This window comes from Geobacter anodireducens (genome assembly GCA_001628815.1).
GTDB lineage: Bacteria > Desulfobacterota > Desulfuromonadia > Geobacterales > Geobacteraceae > Geobacter > Geobacter anodireducens.
In genome coordinates this window covers 2,200,712-2,218,450 of sequence record CP014963.1, presented here as the reverse complement: position 1 = coordinate 2,218,450, position 17,739 = coordinate 2,200,712, and the positions used below count along the sequence as shown (strand labels likewise).

At 61.0% G+C, this 17,739-nt stretch carries 12 protein-coding genes and 4 pseudogenes; 12 read left to right on the top strand and 4 right to left on the bottom strand.

Annotation, left to right across the window (positions count from 1 at the left end):
* Nucleotides 1–38: 38 nt before the first annotated feature.
* The 3 genes and pseudogenes from A2G06_10125 to A2G06_10115 form a co-directional block, all read right to left on the bottom strand.
* Nucleotides 39–1,136 (bottom strand): oxidoreductase, encoded by a 1,098-nt coding sequence (locus tag A2G06_10125; protein ANA40585.1) that lies wholly within the window; start codon nt 1,134–1,136, stop codon nt 39–41.
* Nucleotides 1,137–1,269: 133 nt separating this feature from the next.
* Nucleotides 1,270–2,129, bottom strand: a pseudogene (locus A2G06_10120) (3-hydroxyisobutyrate dehydrogenase).
* A gap of 414 nt (nt 2,130–2,543) precedes the next feature.
* Nucleotides 2,544–4,168: pseudogene (locus A2G06_10115) on the bottom strand (chemotaxis protein).
* A 316-nt stretch (nt 4,169–4,484) separates the two neighbouring features.
* Between A2G06_10115 and A2G06_10110 the strand changes: the two are divergent.
* Nucleotides 4,485–5,159 carry a methyltransferase domain-containing protein gene (locus A2G06_10110; protein ID ANA40584.1) on the top strand — a complete coding sequence of 225 codons (675 nt, stop codon included), beginning with the start codon at nt 4,485–4,487 and terminating at the stop codon, nt 5,157–5,159.
* Here the strand turns inward: A2G06_10110 and A2G06_10105 are convergent.
* Nucleotides 5,143–5,964: a hypothetical protein gene (locus A2G06_10105; protein ID ANA40583.1), complete on the bottom strand. Its 822-nt coding sequence runs from the start codon at nt 5,962–5,964 to the stop codon at nt 5,143–5,145. The two genes, A2G06_10110 and A2G06_10105, sit on opposite strands and share 17 nt — an antisense overlap.
* Before the next feature lie 370 nt (nt 5,965–6,334).
* Here A2G06_10105 and A2G06_10100 point away from each other — a divergent pair, with 370 nt between their 5' ends.
* The 11 genes and pseudogenes from A2G06_10100 to A2G06_10050 all read left to right on the top strand — a co-directional run bounded on the left by A2G06_10100 (nt 6,335) and on the right by A2G06_10050 (nt 17,737).
* A complete protein-coding gene (locus A2G06_10100; protein ID ANA40582.1) occupies nt 6,335–6,772 on the top strand; it encodes a transcriptional repressor in 438 nt (145 codons plus the stop codon).
* A 239-nt stretch (nt 6,773–7,011) separates the two neighbouring features.
* Nucleotides 7,012–9,002 (top strand): annotated as a pseudogene (locus A2G06_10095) (ferrous iron transporter B).
* A complete protein-coding gene (locus tag A2G06_10090) occupies nt 8,999–9,181 on the top strand; it encodes a hypothetical protein (protein ANA40581.1) in 183 nt (60 codons plus the stop codon). Before A2G06_10095 ends, A2G06_10090 begins: the two are co-directional and overlap by 4 nt.
* A gap of 33 nt (nt 9,182–9,214) precedes the next feature.
* Nucleotides 9,215–9,859 (top strand): transcriptional regulator, encoded by a 645-nt coding sequence (locus tag A2G06_10085; protein ID ANA40580.1) that lies wholly within the window; start codon nt 9,215–9,217, stop codon nt 9,857–9,859.
* A gap of 253 nt (nt 9,860–10,112) precedes the next feature.
* The gene (locus A2G06_10080; GenBank protein ANA40579.1) at nt 10,113–10,637 is read left to right on the top strand and encodes a DNA polymerase III subunit epsilon; all 525 of its coding nucleotides are present in this window, start codon (nt 10,113–10,115) and stop codon (nt 10,635–10,637) included.
* Between the two features lie 105 nt (nt 10,638–10,742).
* Nucleotides 10,743–13,394 carry a CRISPR-associated helicase/endonuclease Cas3 gene (locus A2G06_10075; protein ID ANA41648.1) on the top strand — a complete coding sequence of 884 codons (2,652 nt, stop codon included), beginning with the start codon at nt 10,743–10,745 and terminating at the stop codon, nt 13,392–13,394.
* A pseudogene (locus tag A2G06_10070) lies at nt 13,391–14,910 on the top strand (type I-E CRISPR-associated protein Cse1/CasA). The gene A2G06_10075 and the pseudogene A2G06_10070 overlap by 4 nt, the downstream one beginning before the upstream one ends.
* Nucleotides 14,894–15,337 carry a type I-E CRISPR-associated protein Cse2/CasB gene (locus A2G06_10065; GenBank protein ANA40578.1) on the top strand — a complete coding sequence of 148 codons (444 nt, stop codon included), beginning with the start codon at nt 14,894–14,896 and terminating at the stop codon, nt 15,335–15,337. Before A2G06_10070 ends, A2G06_10065 begins: the two are co-directional and overlap by 17 nt.
* Before the next feature lie 27 nt (nt 15,338–15,364).
* Nucleotides 15,365–16,459 (top strand): type I-E CRISPR-associated protein Cas7/Cse4/CasC, encoded by a 1,095-nt coding sequence (locus A2G06_10060; protein ID ANA40577.1) that lies wholly within the window; start codon nt 15,365–15,367, stop codon nt 16,457–16,459.
* Between the two features lie 2 nt (nt 16,460–16,461).
* Complete coding sequence (locus A2G06_10055; GenBank protein ANA40576.1) at nt 16,462–17,142, top strand: type I-E CRISPR-associated protein Cas5/CasD; 681 nt, start codon at nt 16,462–16,464, stop codon at nt 17,140–17,142.
* Nucleotides 17,129–17,737: a type I-E CRISPR-associated protein Cas6/Cse3/CasE gene (locus tag A2G06_10050; GenBank protein ANA40575.1), complete on the top strand. Its 609-nt coding sequence runs from the start codon at nt 17,129–17,131 to the stop codon at nt 17,735–17,737. Before A2G06_10055 ends, A2G06_10050 begins: the two co-directional genes overlap by 14 nt.
* Nucleotides 17,738–17,739: the final 2 nt, after the last annotated feature.

The window sequence follows — 17,739 nt, the reverse complement described above, 5'->3', positions numbered from 1 at the left end:
CCGCAGCAGTTTTGCATAGAGGTTCGTGTTTCAGCCCGTCAACTCTTCGGCAGATAGGCCGGGGTGTTGTGCGGCGCGGCCCGGACGTACTGGGCGGGCCAGGGGGATGGATGCCCCAGTTCCCGGGCCGCCCTGAGGGGCCAGTAGGGATCGCGCAGCAGTTCCCGCGCCAGCAGCACCAGGTCGGCCTGGCCGGAACGGATGATGTGGTCTGCCTGGGCCGGGGCCGTGATCAGGCCGACTGACCCGGTTTTGCCGCCGGTCTCCCGCCTGATCCGTTCGGCAAACTGGGTCTGGTAGCCGGCGCCCAGGGGGATCCGGGCATGGGGGGCGCTGCCGCCGGACGAGCAGTCGATCAGATCGACCCCCAGCGGCAGGAGCCGGCGCACCAGTTCCACCGACTGCTCGATGTCCCAGCCCCCTTCGACCCAGTCGGTGGCCGAGATCCTGACCCAGAGCGGCAGGTGCTCGGGCCAGACCTCCCTGACCGCGGTAACGACGGTCCGGAGCAGCCGGGTGCGGTTTTCGAAGCTGCCGCCGTACTGGTCGGTGCGCTGGTTGCTGAGGGGCGAGAGGAACTGGTGCAGCAGGTAGCCGTGGGCTGCGTGGATCTCGGCGATCTGGAACCCGGCCAGCAGGGAGCGGCGGGCCGCGTCCACGAAGGCCGCCGTGATGGCGTCGATCTCCCCGGTGCTCAGTTCCTGCGGTACGATGCACCCCTCGTCAAAGGGGATGGGGCTGGGGGCCACGATGGGCCAGCCCCCCTCGGCCCCGGACAGGGTGGCGGTCCGCTGTTCCCACGGGGCCGGGGTGCTCGCCTTGCGGCCGGCATGGGCCAGCTGGATGCCGGCGGCGCTACCGCGCCGGGTGATGAAGTGGACGATGCGGGCCAGAAATTCGATGTGCTCGTCGCGCCAGATGCCGAGGTCTTGGGGGCTGATCCGCCCCTGGGGGGTGACGGCGGTGGCCTCGGTCAGCACCAGGCCGGCGCCGCCGGTTGCGCGGCTGCCCAGGTGGACCAGGTGCCAGTCGTTGGCAAAGCCGTCTTCGCTGGAATACATGCACATGGGGGATACGGCGATGCGGTTGGGCAGGGTCAGGCTGCGTATGGTCAAGGGCTCGAAGAGATGTGACATGGCATGCCTCCTTGGAACGTGGTTCGCGGGCAGGGCGCCCGGTCCGGGCAGCCGGTGATTCCGGTGCCCTGGTTACAGCATAGCACCGAATTCGCCGTTGCGAACCGGGGCGCGTGCTCCGGCCGGAATGGCGCTACTCCAGCACCCGGAAGACCGCCGCGAAATCCTCGTCGGCATGGCCGGCGGCACGGGCGCGCTTGAAGCTCTCGTTGGCCGTGGCCGCGCCGTGGAGCGGCTGGCCGAGCCGGTCGCCCAGCTCGACGGCCAGGCGCAGGTCCTTCTGCATGTGCTTGAGGGGGAAGCTGGCCGGGAACTCGCCGCTCAGGAGCAGTTGCCCCTTGCCCTTGAACATGGGATTGGCCATTGCCCCGGCATCCAGCACCTCCAGCAGTTGGCCGCCGTCGAGGCCGCATTTCCGCCCCAGGGCCATCCCCTCGCCCAGGGCCGTCATCATCTGGCCCATGATCATGTTGACTACCAGCTTCATCCGCGCCCCTTGGCCCACCTGGCCAGGTGGAGGCATGTCTTGCCCAGTACGGCAAAGGCCGGCCCGGCTTCGTCGAAGAGGCTCCGGTCGCCCGCGGCCAGGATGATCAGGGTGCCGTCCTCGGCCGGCTTTTTGGTGCCCGAGACCGGGGCCTCCAGGAACCGTCCCCCGCGTGCGGTGACAGCCGCGCCGATGGCGGTGCTGGTTTCGTCGTCCACCGTGGACATGTCGATGTAGCCGCGGCCGCCGCCGATCCCCTCCAGCACCCCGTTGGGCCCGAAGCAGACCTCCTTCGCCGCGGCCGGGTCGGCCAGCATGGCAATGGTGATGTCGCAGGCGGCGCACACCTCTGCGGGGCTTGACGCCTGCCGGGCGCCCAGGGCGACCAGGGGGGCGCACTTGGCGGGATTGCGGTTCCAGACGGTAACGTCGAATCCAGCCCGCACCAGGTTGGCCGCCATGGGGCCTCCCATGATGCCGAGCCCGAGAAAGCCGTATGTTGTCATCTGCTGCTCCTTTCCTGACCCCGCCGATGGGCGGGCAGCGCACGGGTATCGTTGAGTATGAGGATAGACCCGGGCGGCATCGAGTTCAAGAGCAGTTCTTGCCGAAGGAGTGTCCGCTTCTGTCGGCGGCCGGAAAATATCCCGGTTTCCGGCTGAAGTCTGCTACGTTGCTTCGGTCGGGCGGAGTTCTCGCTGTGGCCGCCAGGAGGTGCAACCATGGACGGCAGGACGGTGGGAATGATGCAGCGGGAGCACTTGGCCGGGGTGGTCGGGGCGCCGCGGTGACGGAAGGGGGTGCCCCCTCGCTGCCGGAGGAGCAGGGGGGCAGGGGAAGGGTGTTGCAACCGGGACACTGCACGGGGCTGACCGGCGGATGCTGCGGCAATCCCGCACCGCATCCGCCGGTCACTGCGATCAGTCGATCCTGAAGTTCCCCACCACGTTCTCGAGCTGATGGGCCTGCTGGGAAAGCTGGGCCGCCGCTGCGGAGACCTCCTCGGCCCCTCGGGCGGTCTGCTGGACCACGTCGGAGATCTGCTGGATGTTGGAGGTGATCTCGCCGGTGGTGGCGGTCTGCTCTTCGGCGGCTGTGGCGATCTGATTGATCTGCATGGTCACGTCGTTGATCCGGTCCAGGATCTCGGCCAGGGCCTGGCCCGACTTGTGGGAGGTGACGGAGCCCTTTTCGACCTCCCTGACACCTTCTTCCATGGCTTGGACCGCCGCCCTGGTTTCGTTCTGGATGGCCTTGATCATGCCGCTGATCTCTTTGGTGGCCGCAGTGGTGCGCTCGGCCAGGGCCCTGACCTCGTCGGCCACCACGGCGAACCCGCGTCCCTGCTCGCCGGCCCGGGCCGCCTCGATGGCGGCGTTGAGGGCCAGCAGGTTGGTCTGGTCGGCGATGTCCTCGATGGTGCCGATGATCTCGCCGATCTGCTCGGAGCGCCGGCCCAGTGCATCCACGGTGCTGGCGGTCTGCTTGACCCGCTCGGCGATGATGACCATCCCGTTGTTCGTTTCCTGAACCACTGCGGAACCGCTTGTGGCGGTCATGCTGGTGCCCTTGGAGCTTTCCGCGGCCAGGGTGCAGTTTTGCGCGATGTCCCGGCTGGTGGACGACATCTCCTCGCTGGCCGCGGCAACGGCGCCCACCTGGCAGGCAACTTCTTCAGAACCGGTGGCAATCTGGTCGGAGGTGGCATGGAGTTGGTTGGATGCGGATGCGATGCCGTGGGAGATGCTTATGGCTTCGGAGATCAGTTGCCGCAGGCTGTCCACCATGTTACCCATGGCCGCCATCAGTTGTGCCGTTTCGTCCTTGCCGGTTGCCTCGACCTCCACGGTCAGGTCACCGGCGGCAAGTCTGTTGGCCACCCGAACCCCCTCTGCCAGGGGAGTGGTGATGGAGCGGGCAATGGCCAGTCCGAAGGCGCCGGCGAGCAGTACCCCCACTATCGTCGCGACAAGGGAAATCATACTGCTTAACCGGTACATGTGGGAGCTTTGCTCGTATTCGTCCCTGGCCACGTTCATCTGGTCGTTCACCAGCCCGCTGAACTTTTCCGACACCGGATCGATGACAGAGTAGAGCTCTGAAGCCGCAAATGCTGCCAAGCGTCGGCATCTTCAGCGTGCAGGATCGAGGAGAGCCGCTCCAGCGCGGCATCGGCCGCTTTCATCAACGGCTTGATCTCTTCAACGTGTTCCCTTTCCTCGGCGACCAGGTTCGTGGCAAGATACGTTTTCCACTGATCGGCGATGGTCTTTTTCGCCTCGTCTACTCGCGTGCGGCCCTCCGCCCAGGTAATGTTTCTGTCACGCACCTTGTGCGACGCATCAACGATGTTTACCGCATACATGTCCGCGATGACCTTCAGGTCGCGAAGGTGGACGACGCGATCCTTGTAAACCCTGTCCAGGCCGCTGTTGGCCAATCTCGCGCTGTTGAGCCCCAGGGCGCCGATAACGATCAACAGGACCGACATGAAGCCTATCAATCCGTACAGGCGGGTTCCGATGCTCAGATTTGTCAATTTCACGTTTGACCTCCTCCGGTTTGACGTTTTGATGCTTATCGGACGTAAACACTATTACTTGAGGTGGTTGTAGTACAAATTTTTCCGGTTGTGACTAAAAGTAGTAATGAATATGGGGTGTTGATTCCGATATTGTACCTAGTTGAACGGTCGTGATTCTGCCGGCGATGCCCGCTTCGCTCTGAAGACCGGCGATCATGAATTTGCGCCCCTATTTTTGCAAAGCCGTATGCGATAATTGTCCGGACAGAGGGGTGACGGGCGAGAGACAACCGTTGCCGTTGCTTTGGGAAAAAACACGCAAGGAGATGCTGATATTATGGACCGATCATCCCGTAATCGGCTTGCGGAAAGGCATATCCCCCGGTTCAGCGGGGATACCCTGTTCGACGGCATTGCCCGGGCAGTCTGCCGTGCGGGCTGTCTGCCGCGCAAGGAGCTGTACGAGGCGTGGGAGGTGGCGCGGCGGGTGCGCCGGCGCTTCCGGGGCGGGCGGGTGGTGGACCTGGCCTGCGGCCACGGCCTGCTGGCCTGGATCATGCTGCTGCTGGACGACAGTTCACCCGTAGCCCTGGCCGTGGACCGGCGTGTCCCGCCGAGCGCCACGGCACTGGCCGCGGCCCTGGAGGACGATTGGCCGCGTCTGCGGGGGCGCGTCCGGTTGCTGGAGGCGGATCTGGCGGAGGTGGCATTGGGCCGGGACGATCTGGTCGTCTCGGCCCATGCCTGCGGGGGGCTGACTGACCTGGTGCTGGAGCGGGCGGTGGCTGCCGGGGCGCGGGTGGCGGTGCTCCCCTGCTGCCACGATCTGGCCGGGGCCGACCTGGCCGGGCTGCAGGGGTGGCTGGACGGGCCCCTGGCCATGGATGTGCTGCGCGCGGCCGGCCTGCGGGAACGGGGCTACCGGGTCTTTACCCAGCAGATTCCGGGGGATATCTCACCCAAAAACCGGCTGCTGCTGGCCGAGCCTGTCTCTTTCAGTCCCTGCCGATGACCGAGCCCCAGGTTTCCCCCTCCAGGAAGCTCCCGGCAACGTTGGCTTCCATCTCCCTGAACCGGGCGAAGGGGATGGTGAAGGTCAGTTTGTCGCTCGCTCCCTGGCTCTTCAGGTAGTTGCGGGCAGAAATGTCGGTCAGGCCGATCAGGCAGCGGGGCGCGGAGGATTGGGCCTCCCGGTAGGACATGATTCCCACCACCTGGCAGGCGGCCAAGTAAGGGACAGCCACGTTCTCGAAGCCGGGGCGGTCGTAGTTGGCCAGGATCACCAGGGCGGAGAGCTGGTCCGGGGTGACCAGGAAGGTGACCGAGACCGGGGATTCCCGCTCCGGGTCCACCAGGGACAGGGGCTTCATCACCACGTAGGGGGCGGGAACCTCGATGATGGGCGCTGCGGCCACGAACTTTTCCACCAGTTCCGGGGATTTTTTGTAGCGTTCGCCGTGCAGGAAGTGCTCGACGAATTCGCTGCGGGCTCCGGCGTTCTTCATGGCCTCAGCCATGGCACTGCCGGCCGGGTCCGAGGAGTTGCCGGTGGAGAGGAAGCGGCAGAAGCCGGGGATGCCGCCGGGAAACGACTCGTAGGCATTGCCGAAACCCAGGCCGACCCCGCCGCCGACGCAGCCATAGGTCTCCCGGTCGAAGACGCCGGTCTTGCCCCGGCTGGCCGCGGCCAGGAGGAACATGACGCACCCCCAACTCCCCGTGGCGAACTGTCCGGCGCCCTCCGGCTTCTCATCGGCAAAGAGCACTGCCACCGGTTCCGTTTCCAGTCTAATGGCTTTTCCAATCGTGCTTTCCATTGATCCTCCCGGCCCCGGGCGGCCCGGGGCGATTAGTTGTTTTCAGCAGTCGCGGAACAGGGTAGGGCGCTTTTCCAGAAAGGCGCCCACCCCCACCTTCTGGTCAGCCGTGGAGAAGCTGTGGGCACAAAGCGCGGCCTCGTCTGGCCTGCTCAGTGTTCAGGCCGTTGTTCACCGCCTCCTTGCAGAGTCCCACGGCAACCATGCCCTTGGCGTCAATGGCATGTTCGGGATGCTGCCGTGAATGAGTTATTATATCAAGGGAATTCTCTCGGGCAGGTGTGCCTTGACCGCGGAAGCGGTGATATTTGTCTTGACGCGTCCCGTCCCGTCGTTTATGATGATATTCACTTTCAGTTGAGGGTCGGCCATGAAGCGGGCAAAAAAGCAAATTTTCCATGATTACATCGCCAAGCACGGGCTCAAGTCGACCCGCCAGCGGGATATCATTCTTGATGCCTTCCTTTCCACCGACCGCCACCTGAGCATCGAGGAGCTGTACCTCAGGCTCAGGGCCAGGCACCCGAACATCGGCTACGCCACGGTCTATCGCACCCTCAAGCTGTTCGCGGAATCGGGCATCGCCCGGGAGATGCAGTTCGGGGACGGCCAGACCCGCTACGAGCACGTGTTGGAAGGGGAGCACCACGACCACCTGGTCTGTACCGGGTGCGGCGCCATCATCGAGTTCGAGAACGAGGCCATCGAGAAGCTGCAGAACGATGTGGCCGCGGCCCACGGCTTCGTCATCACTACCCACAAGTTGGAGTTGTACGGCCTCTGCGCCGCCTGTCGCAAAGAGGGCTGATCGTGCCGCGCCGTTCAACGGTCCGGCACTTTTCCCGCGACGATGCCTGAAAGTGATTTTCACTAACACAAGAGGCCCATGCAAAACGGTATGAAGGAGGCCGGGATTGCAGGCGCAAGCGAGCGAGGAAGCGAGGCGTACCCGTTGGTGCGTTGAGCTTTTGAGCGAGCGGCAGCTCCGCAGACCGGCCCCGCAGTAGTTCTGCACGAGCCTCAACTATTCAATGAGGAGTTTGATACATGGGACTATTCGAGCGGAAGCGCTCTCTCCCCGCTGACGGCACTCCGGCCGGCGCCGGCACCAGGAAGGTGGCCCTGGTGGGAAACCCCAACGTGGGGAAGAGCGTGCTCTTCAATGCCCTGACCGGGGCCTATGTGGCGGTTTCCAACTATCCGGGCACCTCGGTGGAGGTCTCCCGGGGCAGTGCCGCCTTCGAGGGGGGCTCCTGGGAGATCATCGACACCCCCGGCATGTATTCCATCCTGCCCATCACCGAAGAGGAGCGGGTTGCCCGTGAAATTCTCCTGACCGAGCGCCCCGACGTGGTGCTCCACGTTCTCGACGCCCGCAACCTGGAGCGGATGCTGGTCATGACCCTCCAACTGGTGGAGGCGGGGCTGCCGGTGATCCTGGTGGTGAACATCATGGACGAGGCGGAGCGGATGGGGCTGGAGATCGACATCCCGCTCCTGGCGGAGAAGCTCGGCATCCCGGTCATCGGCGCCGCCACGGCCAAGAAGCGGGGGCTGCCCGAGATCAGGAAGGCCATCGCCTCCTACGAGACCGCGCGCCATGCGAGCTTCGGCTACAGCCGGCGCCTGGAAGGGGACATCGCCGAGATCGCCGGGCAGCTCCGGGGGGACTACACCCTTTCCGGCAAATCCCTGGCCCTTCTGCTGCTTCAGCGGGACGAGGAGATCGCTGCCCTGGTGGCCGGCAAAGAGGGGGAGAGGGCTTCGTCCATTGCGGAGAAGGTGAGGGAGAAGACCTTCGAGCGCCGGGAATCCTTCCACCTGGACCTGTCCCTGGAGCGCAAGGGGATCGTCAAGGGACTCCTGGCCGGAGTGCTCAGAACCCCTGAAAAACGCCGGGTCACCGCGGGCGAACGGCTTTCGTCCTGGGCGGTGCATCCCCTGACCGGCGTGCCGCTGCTGCTGGCGGTGCTCTACTACGGCCTCTATCAGTTCGTGGGGGTCTTCGGGGCCGGCACCCTGGTGGACTTCCTGGAAGGGACCCTGTTCGAGGAGTATTTCAACCCCTGGATCATAGGCGTCGTCAACGGCATCGTGCCGTGGGAGATCATCCGGGAGCTGATCGTGGGCGAGTACGGGGTCATCACCCTGGGGCTGCGCTACGCCGTGGGGATCATCCTCCCCATCGTGGCCACCTTTTTCCTGTTCTTCTCGATGCTGGAGGACAGCGGCTACTTCCCGCGCCTGGCCCTCCTGGTGGACCGGATCTTCAAGAAGTTCGGCCTCACCGGCCGGGCGGTGATCCCCATGGTGCTCGGCTTCGGCTGCGACACGATGGCCACCATGGTCACCCGCACCCTGGAAACCACCCGCGAGCGGATCATAGCCACGGTGCTCCTGGCCCTGGCCATCCCCTGCTCGGCCCAGCTCGGGGTCATCATGCGCTCCTCTCCAAGGCCCCGGGGGCGCTGCTGGTCTGGAGCGCCTGTCTCCTGCTGATCTTCCTGGTGGTGGGGCTTTTATCGGCCAAGGTGATGCCCGGCGAAACCCCCATGTTCTACATGGAACTTCCACCCATGAGGCTGCCCCAGCTCTCCAACGTCATCACCAAGACCTACACCCGGATGCAGTGGTACTTCATGGAGATCCTGCCGCTCTTCATCCTGGCGTCGGTGTTGCTCTGGCTGGGCAAGATCACCAACTTCTTCGACAAGCTCGTCAACTGGATGGAGCCGGTCATGGCCTTCATCGGCCTTCCCCGCGACGCGGCCGTGGCCTTCATCTTCGGGTTCTTCCGCCGCGACTACGGCGCCGCCGGCCTCTACGACCTCCAGGCCAAGGGGCTCATGGACCCGCGCCAACTGGTGGTGGCGGCCGTGACTCTCACCCTGTTCGTCCCCTGTGTCGCCCAGTTCCTCATGATGAAGAAGGAGCGGGGAATCAAAACCGCCGGTCTCATCGCCCTGTTCGTTTCTGTGGTGGCCGTTGGCTCTGGCTGGGCGCTCAACCGTTTCATCCTTTTCACGGGGATCCTATGATTCGCTGCGGCTTTTGCGGTCACGAATTCGCCGAGGATGAGGGAATCCGCTCCTGCGGCAAATGCGGCAAGCCGGGCGGCTGCCGGATGGTGCGCTGCCCCAAATGCTTTTACGAGAATCCGCCTGAAGCCAAGGCGCCGAAAGTGGTAAGGAAGATGATAGACTTGCTGAAGAAATAACCGGCCCAACCATACATGCAAAGGAGCACCCATATGAAGTTGTCCGACAAGGCAGAAGAAATCCTCGAAGCCCTCTGGATCGCCTGCGAGGAGGAGGGGAAGAGCCATCTGGAGATGGAGGAAATCAAGGTCCCCGCCGCTGACCCCGCCTATGGCGAACTGGCCTTGCTCGCCTTCATCGAGGTCCGGGAGGGGCGGGCCTACCTCCGCCCCGAGGGGAAGGACGAGGGGAAGCGGACCGTCCGGCGGCACCGCCTTGCCGAGCGGCTCATGATGGACGTACTCAACATCCGGGGCGACCATGCCGAGGACAAGGCGTGCGAGTTCGAGCACCTGCTCCACGAAGGGGTCGACGCCAAGGTCTGCACCATGCTCAACCACCCCGCCACCTGTCCCCACGGCAAGCCGATCCCTCCGGGCGACTGCTGCGACGAGGCCCGCCAGAGCGGCGACCTGGGTGTAGTTCCCCTCACCGAGCTCAAGGCCGGCGAAGAAGGCGAAATCGCCTACCTGGCCACCGGCGACGACATCAAGATGCGCAAGCTCATGGCCATGGGGGTCCTGCCGGGCAACAACATCGTGCTCATGCAGGTTTTTCCGTCGTACATTTTCCGGGTGGGGTACTCCGAATTCGCCATCGACTCCAACCTGGCGCGGGAGATCTTCGTGAGGAAGTAGGAGCAGACCCGCAACACGCTGAAGAAACATCCCTTGAGCCGTACCAGACCGCCCGTGTCGGAGCCATCCGACCGGGCGGTTTTTTCGTGCCGCAGGGGAAGACGGCGCACACTAGGGAAAAATACGTGAGAGATCAAGGAATTTCCTGAATTGACGGTATCGGGAAGTAAGGATATGAAGGATAGTTCATGGTGAAAGACGCACAAAGATGCATCTTCCGGGAGGCACGCATGCACACAGGCGGTGACACGACATGAAAAACCACCATCTCCAGGCAGTGATCGATGTGGAAACCACCGGCCTTTTCCCGGGATATGGCGACAGGGTCGTCGAAGTGGCTGCCGTCCTTGTGGAGGAGGGGCAGATCGTCTCCGAATTCAGCAGCCTGATCAGGGTAACGAGGGCGATTCCCCGTCACGTATCCATGATTCACGGCATCACCAACGACATGCTCGCCGACCAGCCGCTGCCGGAAGAGGTCTACCCGGCTCTCGGAGATTTCATCGGCAGGGCCCTGCTCGTGGCCCACAACGCCCGGTTCGACCTGGCATTCCTGCGGCACGAGTTCGGCCGCCTGGGGTTGTCGCTGAACAGCCGGTCCGCCTGCACCCTGGAACTGGCCCGGCGCAGGCTGCCGGAGCTGCCGGACCACCGCCTGGAAACCATCTACCAGCACCTGTTCGGAGCCGTGCCCGAAGGGGCCAGGTGCCACCGGGCGCTCGACGACGCGCGGCTCACGGCGCGGGTGTGGGGGGAGTTGAGGGTGGGAAGGCTATGAAAAGTGGTGCTCTGTGGTAGTCGTGACTTAATTTGTCATAATGACATGATACTAACTGAACGCGTTGATGGTGGCTTGCTTGGCTTGGTTGCGTTGGAGGGGGAAATGGAAAGTCTTACTGTCTCGGAGTATGTTTGGTATTGGGGGAAGGCTGAGAAGGATGCAGGCGGTTACCATCTCTTGCCGTACCATTGCCTTGACGTCGCGGCTGTGGCCGCAGTCTGGTGGGATGCGAGTCCGACTATCCGGCGCAGCTTCTCCAGTCATGCGAGTTGCTCCGAGGTTCAGATCCGCGCCTGGCTGCTCTTCTTTATCGCATTGCACGATTACGGCAAGTTTGATCTGCGCTTCCAACTGAAGGTCAGGGAGGCGTGGGAGAAGCTGCATCCGTTGGCAGGTCAGGGGGCAAGCCTGCCTCCGCAATTTGACATCAACCAATACCAGCACGGCGAGAGTGGCCTCTTCTGGTTCAAGAAAGATTTTTTCGCCTTCAACGGATTCGAAACCGCTGGCGACTCACTTTTTATAGACGATGAACCGCCTCTGTGGTCGAATTGGAAGCCGTGGATCGAATCGGTAACGGGGCATCATGGCCATGTGAAACAGGCGGAATATGCAAGTGATGCGTCTCTTTCTGTTTCGGTCGACGGCAGATTCGCCGAGATCGATCAAACAGCCCGGAAAGAGTGGCTAACAGCATTGGAGCAACTTTTCCTGTGGCCGGTCGGTCTTTCCCTTGATAACGCCCCGCCTCCTCCATCGCCGCTACTGGCCGGATTCTGTTCCGTGTCAGACTGGCTGGCTTCCCGCTGCGACGACACCAATTTCTCCTTCCATCAGTCACCGCTGTCAATCTCGGACTATTTCACACAAAAATTCTCACAGGACGCTCCTGCCATCCTTGCCTTCTCCGGGCTTAACGGCACAGCCAAGAGCTACGGTGGCATATCCGACCTTCTCCCTGCCATCGCAACGCCTTGTCCGCTGCAAACCAAGGTCGATCAGTTGCCGCTTCAGGACGGTTTGACCATCATTGAGGCCCCGACCGGATCAGGCAAGACCGAAGCTGCCCTCGCCCATGCCTGGCGGTTGCTGGCTGCCGGGCAAGCCGACTCGATCATCTTCGCGCTCCCCACGCAGGCCACTGCCAACGCCATGCTGGGCCGACTTGAATCGCTGGCTGAACGTATTTTTACCAACAGCCCGAACCTCTTACTGGCCCATGGCAATGCCCGGTTCAACCGGACCTTCACGGACCTCAAGCGCAGAGGGCATAGCGACGCCACCGACCCGGACGGCTGGACACAATGTGGGGAATGGCTGGCGGAGAGTCGCAAACGGGTTTTTCTCGGACAGATCGGAGTCTGCACCATCGATCAGGTCCTGATTTCCGTATTGCCGGTCAAGCATCGCTTCGTGCGTGGCCTTGGGGTGGGACGAAGCGTGCTGATTGTGGATGAGGTGCATGCCTACGACGCCTACATGTACGGTCTGCTTGAAGAAGTCTTGCGTCAGCAGCACCAGTGCGGCGGCTCGGCCATCCTGTTATCGGCCACCCTGCCCGCAACGCTGAAGCAACAACTCGCAGCGGCCTGGGGAGACAAACGCACCGAATGCAACCCATCGGCAGCCTATCCGTTGTTGACTTGGCTCGGAAATGTGGATTTCCCGTCTATTTCGTTGACTCGTCATGAAACGCCAAAACCGGTTATGGTTGAAATTGAAGCCCTAAAACTTGAGGGAATGGAGCCAGACCAGACCTTGCTCGCTCGAATTGTCAGGGCAGCAGAGAGCGGCGCGCAGGTTGCGGTGATCTGCAATATGGTGAACGATGCCCAGAGAATTGCCGCTGTCCTGAGAGAGACGACATCCGCTCCGGTCGGCCTCTTCCATGCGCGTTACCGCTTCAAGGATCGGCAAATCAGAGAAAACGAGGTCATCGACTGTTTCGGCCCCAGAGGCAAACGCGAACAGGGTCGCATTCTGGTTGCCACTCAAGTTGTCGAGCAATCTCTCGATCTGGATTTCGATTGGCTAGTCACCCAGTTGTGCCCGGTCGACCTCCTCTTTCAGCGCATGGGGAGACTGCATCGTCATCGGCGCGCATCGCGACCTGCTGGATACGACAAACCAGTCTGTACCGTCCTCCTCCCGTGCGAATGCAATTACGGCTATACCGGGAAAATCTACGCTAATACACGAGTGCTCTGGCGCACTGAGCAATTGTTGACTTCCGCATCCGCCGGTCAGGTTCCGTTCCCGGCCGCCTATCGGGAATGGATCGAAAGAGTCTATGCCGGAGATCCGTGGGGGAACGAGCCAGAATCGGTTGTTACAGGTCATGAGATGTTTGAAGTGGAGTTGGAGGTCAAACGTTACAAGGCAATGGACATGGTCAGGAGGGCGTTTGAAGTGACTCCGTTTTCGGATTCAGATGAAAATGTCACTGCTGTTACCCGTGACGATGAAATGGGGCTCACGGTGATCCCGGTCATCGATTCGCCAAAGGGGCAGCGCTTCCTCGATGGTGGATTGCTTGGTGATTTGGATGAATTCCGCAGGGCAGAGGAGTTGGCTCTCAACAGCATCAATGTCCCTGCGCGCTGGAGTGGTTGGCTGAGAGCGTTGTGCGAAATTGACGACGAAAGACGATACTGGCTCACCATGACGGAACAAGGAGAGGGGTGCTATGTGCGCGACGGGGACAAGGTTACTTTCAGGTATCACCGCGATACCGGACTGGAGAGGGTGAAATGAATCTGTTGACTGATGCATGGATACCTGTGCGGCCATTACCGGCCGGTGCGGCGTGCAAACTCACGTTGCGGCAACTGTTGTGTGAGGACGGTCGCTGGGAGCTGTGCCTACCGCGCGACGACATGGAACTGGCGGCCCTGCAATTGCTGATCTGCATGACGCAGGTTTTCTTTCCGCCGCAGAACACTGCCGCGTTGAAACAGCGGATCGTTGCTCCGTTGCCGTTGGATGAGTTTGAGAGCGGTTGTGCGCCCTATCGCGAGTGGTTCCGGCTCGACCATCCCGACTTTCCGTTCATGCAGGTGCGCAATGTCAGCGCCAAGGACCCGACTCCCATGGATAAGCTGCTGGCGGGACTGACGGGGGCGACAAACAGTTGCTTTGTGAACGAACCGAGGTTGGGCGCCTGCTTGTGCGGTGGTTGCACGGCCATCGCCCTGTTCAACCAGTCATCCAATGCGCCGAGTTTCGGCGGCGGGTTCAAGGGGAGTCTGCGTGGTGGCGCGCCGGTGACAACTCTGGTGCAAGGTGAACATTTGAGGCAAACCGTCTGGCTCAATGTCTTGAGTGAGGAGCGTCTGACACAAATTATCCCGTGGCATCACGCAACACGCAGTCAGCAACCGACCTGGGTTGCACCAATCAAGGCAGGCGAGACGATTCCATCACAAGCAATCGGCGTGCTGCGCGGGCTCTTCTGGCAGCCGGGACATCTTGAACTGATGCCGCCGCAGGGAGAACAAGCTTGTATCTGTTGCGGTTTTGTCGAGAAACAGGTTTATGCGGGATTCAACAAGGCAAAGTTTAACTACACCATCGACGGACTCTGGCCCCACCCCCACGGCCCCCGTATCAGTTCGGTGAAGAAGGGAGAGCGGGAAGAAAAATTTGTCTCCTTTACCACTTCAGCCCCAGCTTGGACCCACTTGAGCCGGTTTGTCGTGCAGCGGCAAACGACCAACAGCAAAGAGGAAGGGCAGGAGCCAGCCGCTGTAGTGTGGCAGGCGCAGGGACTACTCAACAAGTTACGCCTGACGGTTGGCGGCTACCGCAATAATCAGGCATCGATTCTTGAGCGACGCATGAACTGATCTTTCTCAATGACGGCTGGAGTGGGCATACAAACGTAGTTCACACGCTGGTCGGACAGGCGGCTGGGTATCGCGATGCACTGAATAAGGCGCTTTTTGTATTTTCTACGGGCTTCAAAGAGGTCAAGGGAGCCGGCGTTAAGGTCCATGAATTGGCTAAGGAGCAATTCTACCGCCGTAGTGAAGATACTGTTCTCGATACCTTAGCACGCATCGACTTTGAACAAGCAGCCCAGGCATTGCTGGCAATGGGGGAAGAGCTCCACGGCATTGTCGTTGAACTTTTCAACGAATCGGTCGCACCCTACCGCAACGATCCGGAATTAATTCGTACCACAGCCGTGGCGCGCAAGACACTGTACAAGCATTTAAATGCACTCAAACCACAGCGGGATGGAAGGAGGGACGATGGAACGAACGCATGATTTTATGGGCCTCTATCAGGCGTGGGAGCGGCTGGCTCCGGGCCCTAGAGCCGAGTTGCGCCGAGTCGAATGCCCGGACGACCTACTGGAAGTGCCTGCTTTTTATCGGCTCTTCAGCGGTCGGGGAACGACGGAGTGGGAAAAGGGAGCCTACCAGAGACTGATCTTTTGCCTGCCGTGCATCAAGCACAGCGGCGAGAATATCAGCCTGGGCAGAGCGTTGGCCAAGGGGAGGGGAGTTGGCGAAAAGCGTCTTTTTCAGGTTGTACGCAGCAGCGAGCCCAACGACATGATCCAGTTACGCCGGATTCTGCGTATGGCCGAACCGACCGTGAACTGGGATCTGGCGGCGCGACAGCTCTGGTACTGGAATGATCGAAGCAAGCGTGACCTGCTCGAAGATTACTTCCTCAATCACTCGAACTGATTTCAAACATCTATAGGAGATAGTTACATGAAGAACTTCATCAACTTTCACATCCTGATTTCCCACAGTCCCTCTTGCCTCAACCGCGACGACATGAACATGCAGAAATCGGCCATTTTTGGTGGTGAGCGACGGGTGCGCGTTTCCAGTCAAAGCCTCAAGCGGGCCATCCGGAAGAGTGATTACTACCGTCAGCACCTTGGCGAGGCAAGCGTGCGCACCAAGAAGTTGGACGAACTGGTCGCGATCATGAATGATCGTCTGGCCGGACGTTACGATGCCGAACTGGTGAAGAAGACCGTTGCACTGCTGGCCGGTAAGGAATCGAGTGTCGGAGTTGCGACAGAAGGCGATGCCGTGGCGCCGTGGGCAATCGAAGAGGTGGCATGGTTCTGCGAGCAGGTCAAGAGGGCGCTGGCGCAAGGACAGGACGAAAAAGCTCTGGGCAAGCTGTTGAAGAATGAAACGGCTGCCATGCGGCAGGCTCTGGCATCCGGTGTTGATATTGCCCTTGCCGGCCGCATGGCGACGTCAGGTCTCATGAGTGAACTCGGCAAGGTCGATGGTGCCTTGGCCGTTGCCCATGTCTTGACCACCCACAGCGTTGATGCGGATATCGACTGGTTCACTGCCGTGGACGACTTGCAGGAACTGGGCTCCGGTCATCTCGATACACAGGAATTTTCCAGCGGGGTCTTTTATCGTTATGCCAGCCTCAACGTGAAGCAGTTGCAGGAAAACCTGGGCAATGCCCCGCGCGAGAAGGCACTGGAGATCGGCGCTCATCTGCTTCACATGCTGGCAACGATTGTCCCTTCAGCCAAACAGCAGAGCTTCGCAGCTCACAACCTAGCCGACCTTGCCCTGGTTTCCTTTTCCGATATCCCGGTATCGCTCGCAAATGCATTCGAAAAACCTGTCCGTAGCGTCAATGGCAGCGGCTTCAAAGAGCCTTCCATTGCTGAACTGCATAACTACTGGCAGCAGATCCATACAGGTTACGGCCTTTCCGAGCGGTGCGGCGAGTTCATCCTCGGTCAGAGTAGCGTCCCTGAAGGGATCACCCGGAAGAGTACTATTGAAGAACTCAAAACTTGGGTGATGAACAACGGAGAGGGGTAACCATGCGTGATTATCTGATCCTCAAGCTGCAAGGACCCATGCAGTCATGGGGGGAGCATACTTTCGAGGGAAAGCGACCGTCCGGCAACTTCCCCACACGTAGCGCCCTCCTCGGCCTGCTCGGAGCCTGCCTGGGCATCAGGCGAAACGAGGCCGGTCGCCTGCAACAACTGGCAGACAGCATTGTCTTTGCCGTTCGTAAGGAAGAACGCTTCCGAATTAGGCACGACGGCCGGAAAACTTCCCTGCCGATCATCAAGGCAACCGATTACCACACGGTGAGGGATGCGCGGGAGGATTATTCCGGTCTGAAAAGCCATGAGACCATCCAAACTTGGCGCGAATACCTGTTCGATGCTGCCTACACCGTGGCCGTATGGAATACCGACGTTGCGACGATGTCACTGGTTGAACTGGAACAGGCCGTAAAGTCGCCCCATTTCACCCCCTATCTTGGTAGGCGCAGTTGTCCATTGTCCCGTCCGCTGTTCGAGACGAGCTTTTCTGCAGCGAATGCTTGTGCCGCTTTGCGAATGATTCCTTCGGATGGCGGGGTGATCTACAGTGAGGAACCGGGTGAAACGCGAACCATACGGCTTCGTGACGTGCCGCTGGTTCGCCAGCCGCGCCAGTTTGCCAGCCGCAACGTCCATGTTTACGGAGGGGACGATGTATCTGAGTAAAGTCTTGATAAACGGAACAGCCTGTCGCAATCCCTACGAAATTCATCGAGTCTTGTGGAAGCTCTTTCCCGAAGATGCCGACGCCGAGCGTGATTTCCTCTTTCGTGTTGAGCGGTCCGGTCAACAGAGCGTGGAGGTGTTGATGCTGTCTCGACGCGAACCGGCCACTGCTGTAACTCGCGACGTACGGTTGATGGGGAGCAAGCCGTACATTCCCAGCCTCCAGCAAGATCAGCGGCTGCGCTTCATGCTAGTCGCCAACCCGGTAAAGACGATCAATGACGAAAGCGCGAGACTAAATAGTGCCAATGAAATAAAAAAGTGCCGCGTTCCGCTGATTCGTGAGGAGGATCTGCGTGCATGGTTGAAACGGAAACTTGAGGGCGTGGCCGTCATTGAGGCGGTCGAGGTAGAAAAGCGTCCAGCCATGAATTTTCGTAAGGTCAGGGAAAAACGGGTCGGCAAGGTTCAGGCGGTTAGTTTTCATGGTGTGTTGTCAGTGACGGACCCCGTCGGGTTGATATCCCTGATCAATACCGGCATCGGCCCAGCGAAGGCCTTCGGCTGCGGATTGCTGTCACTAGCTAGGGCATAAAT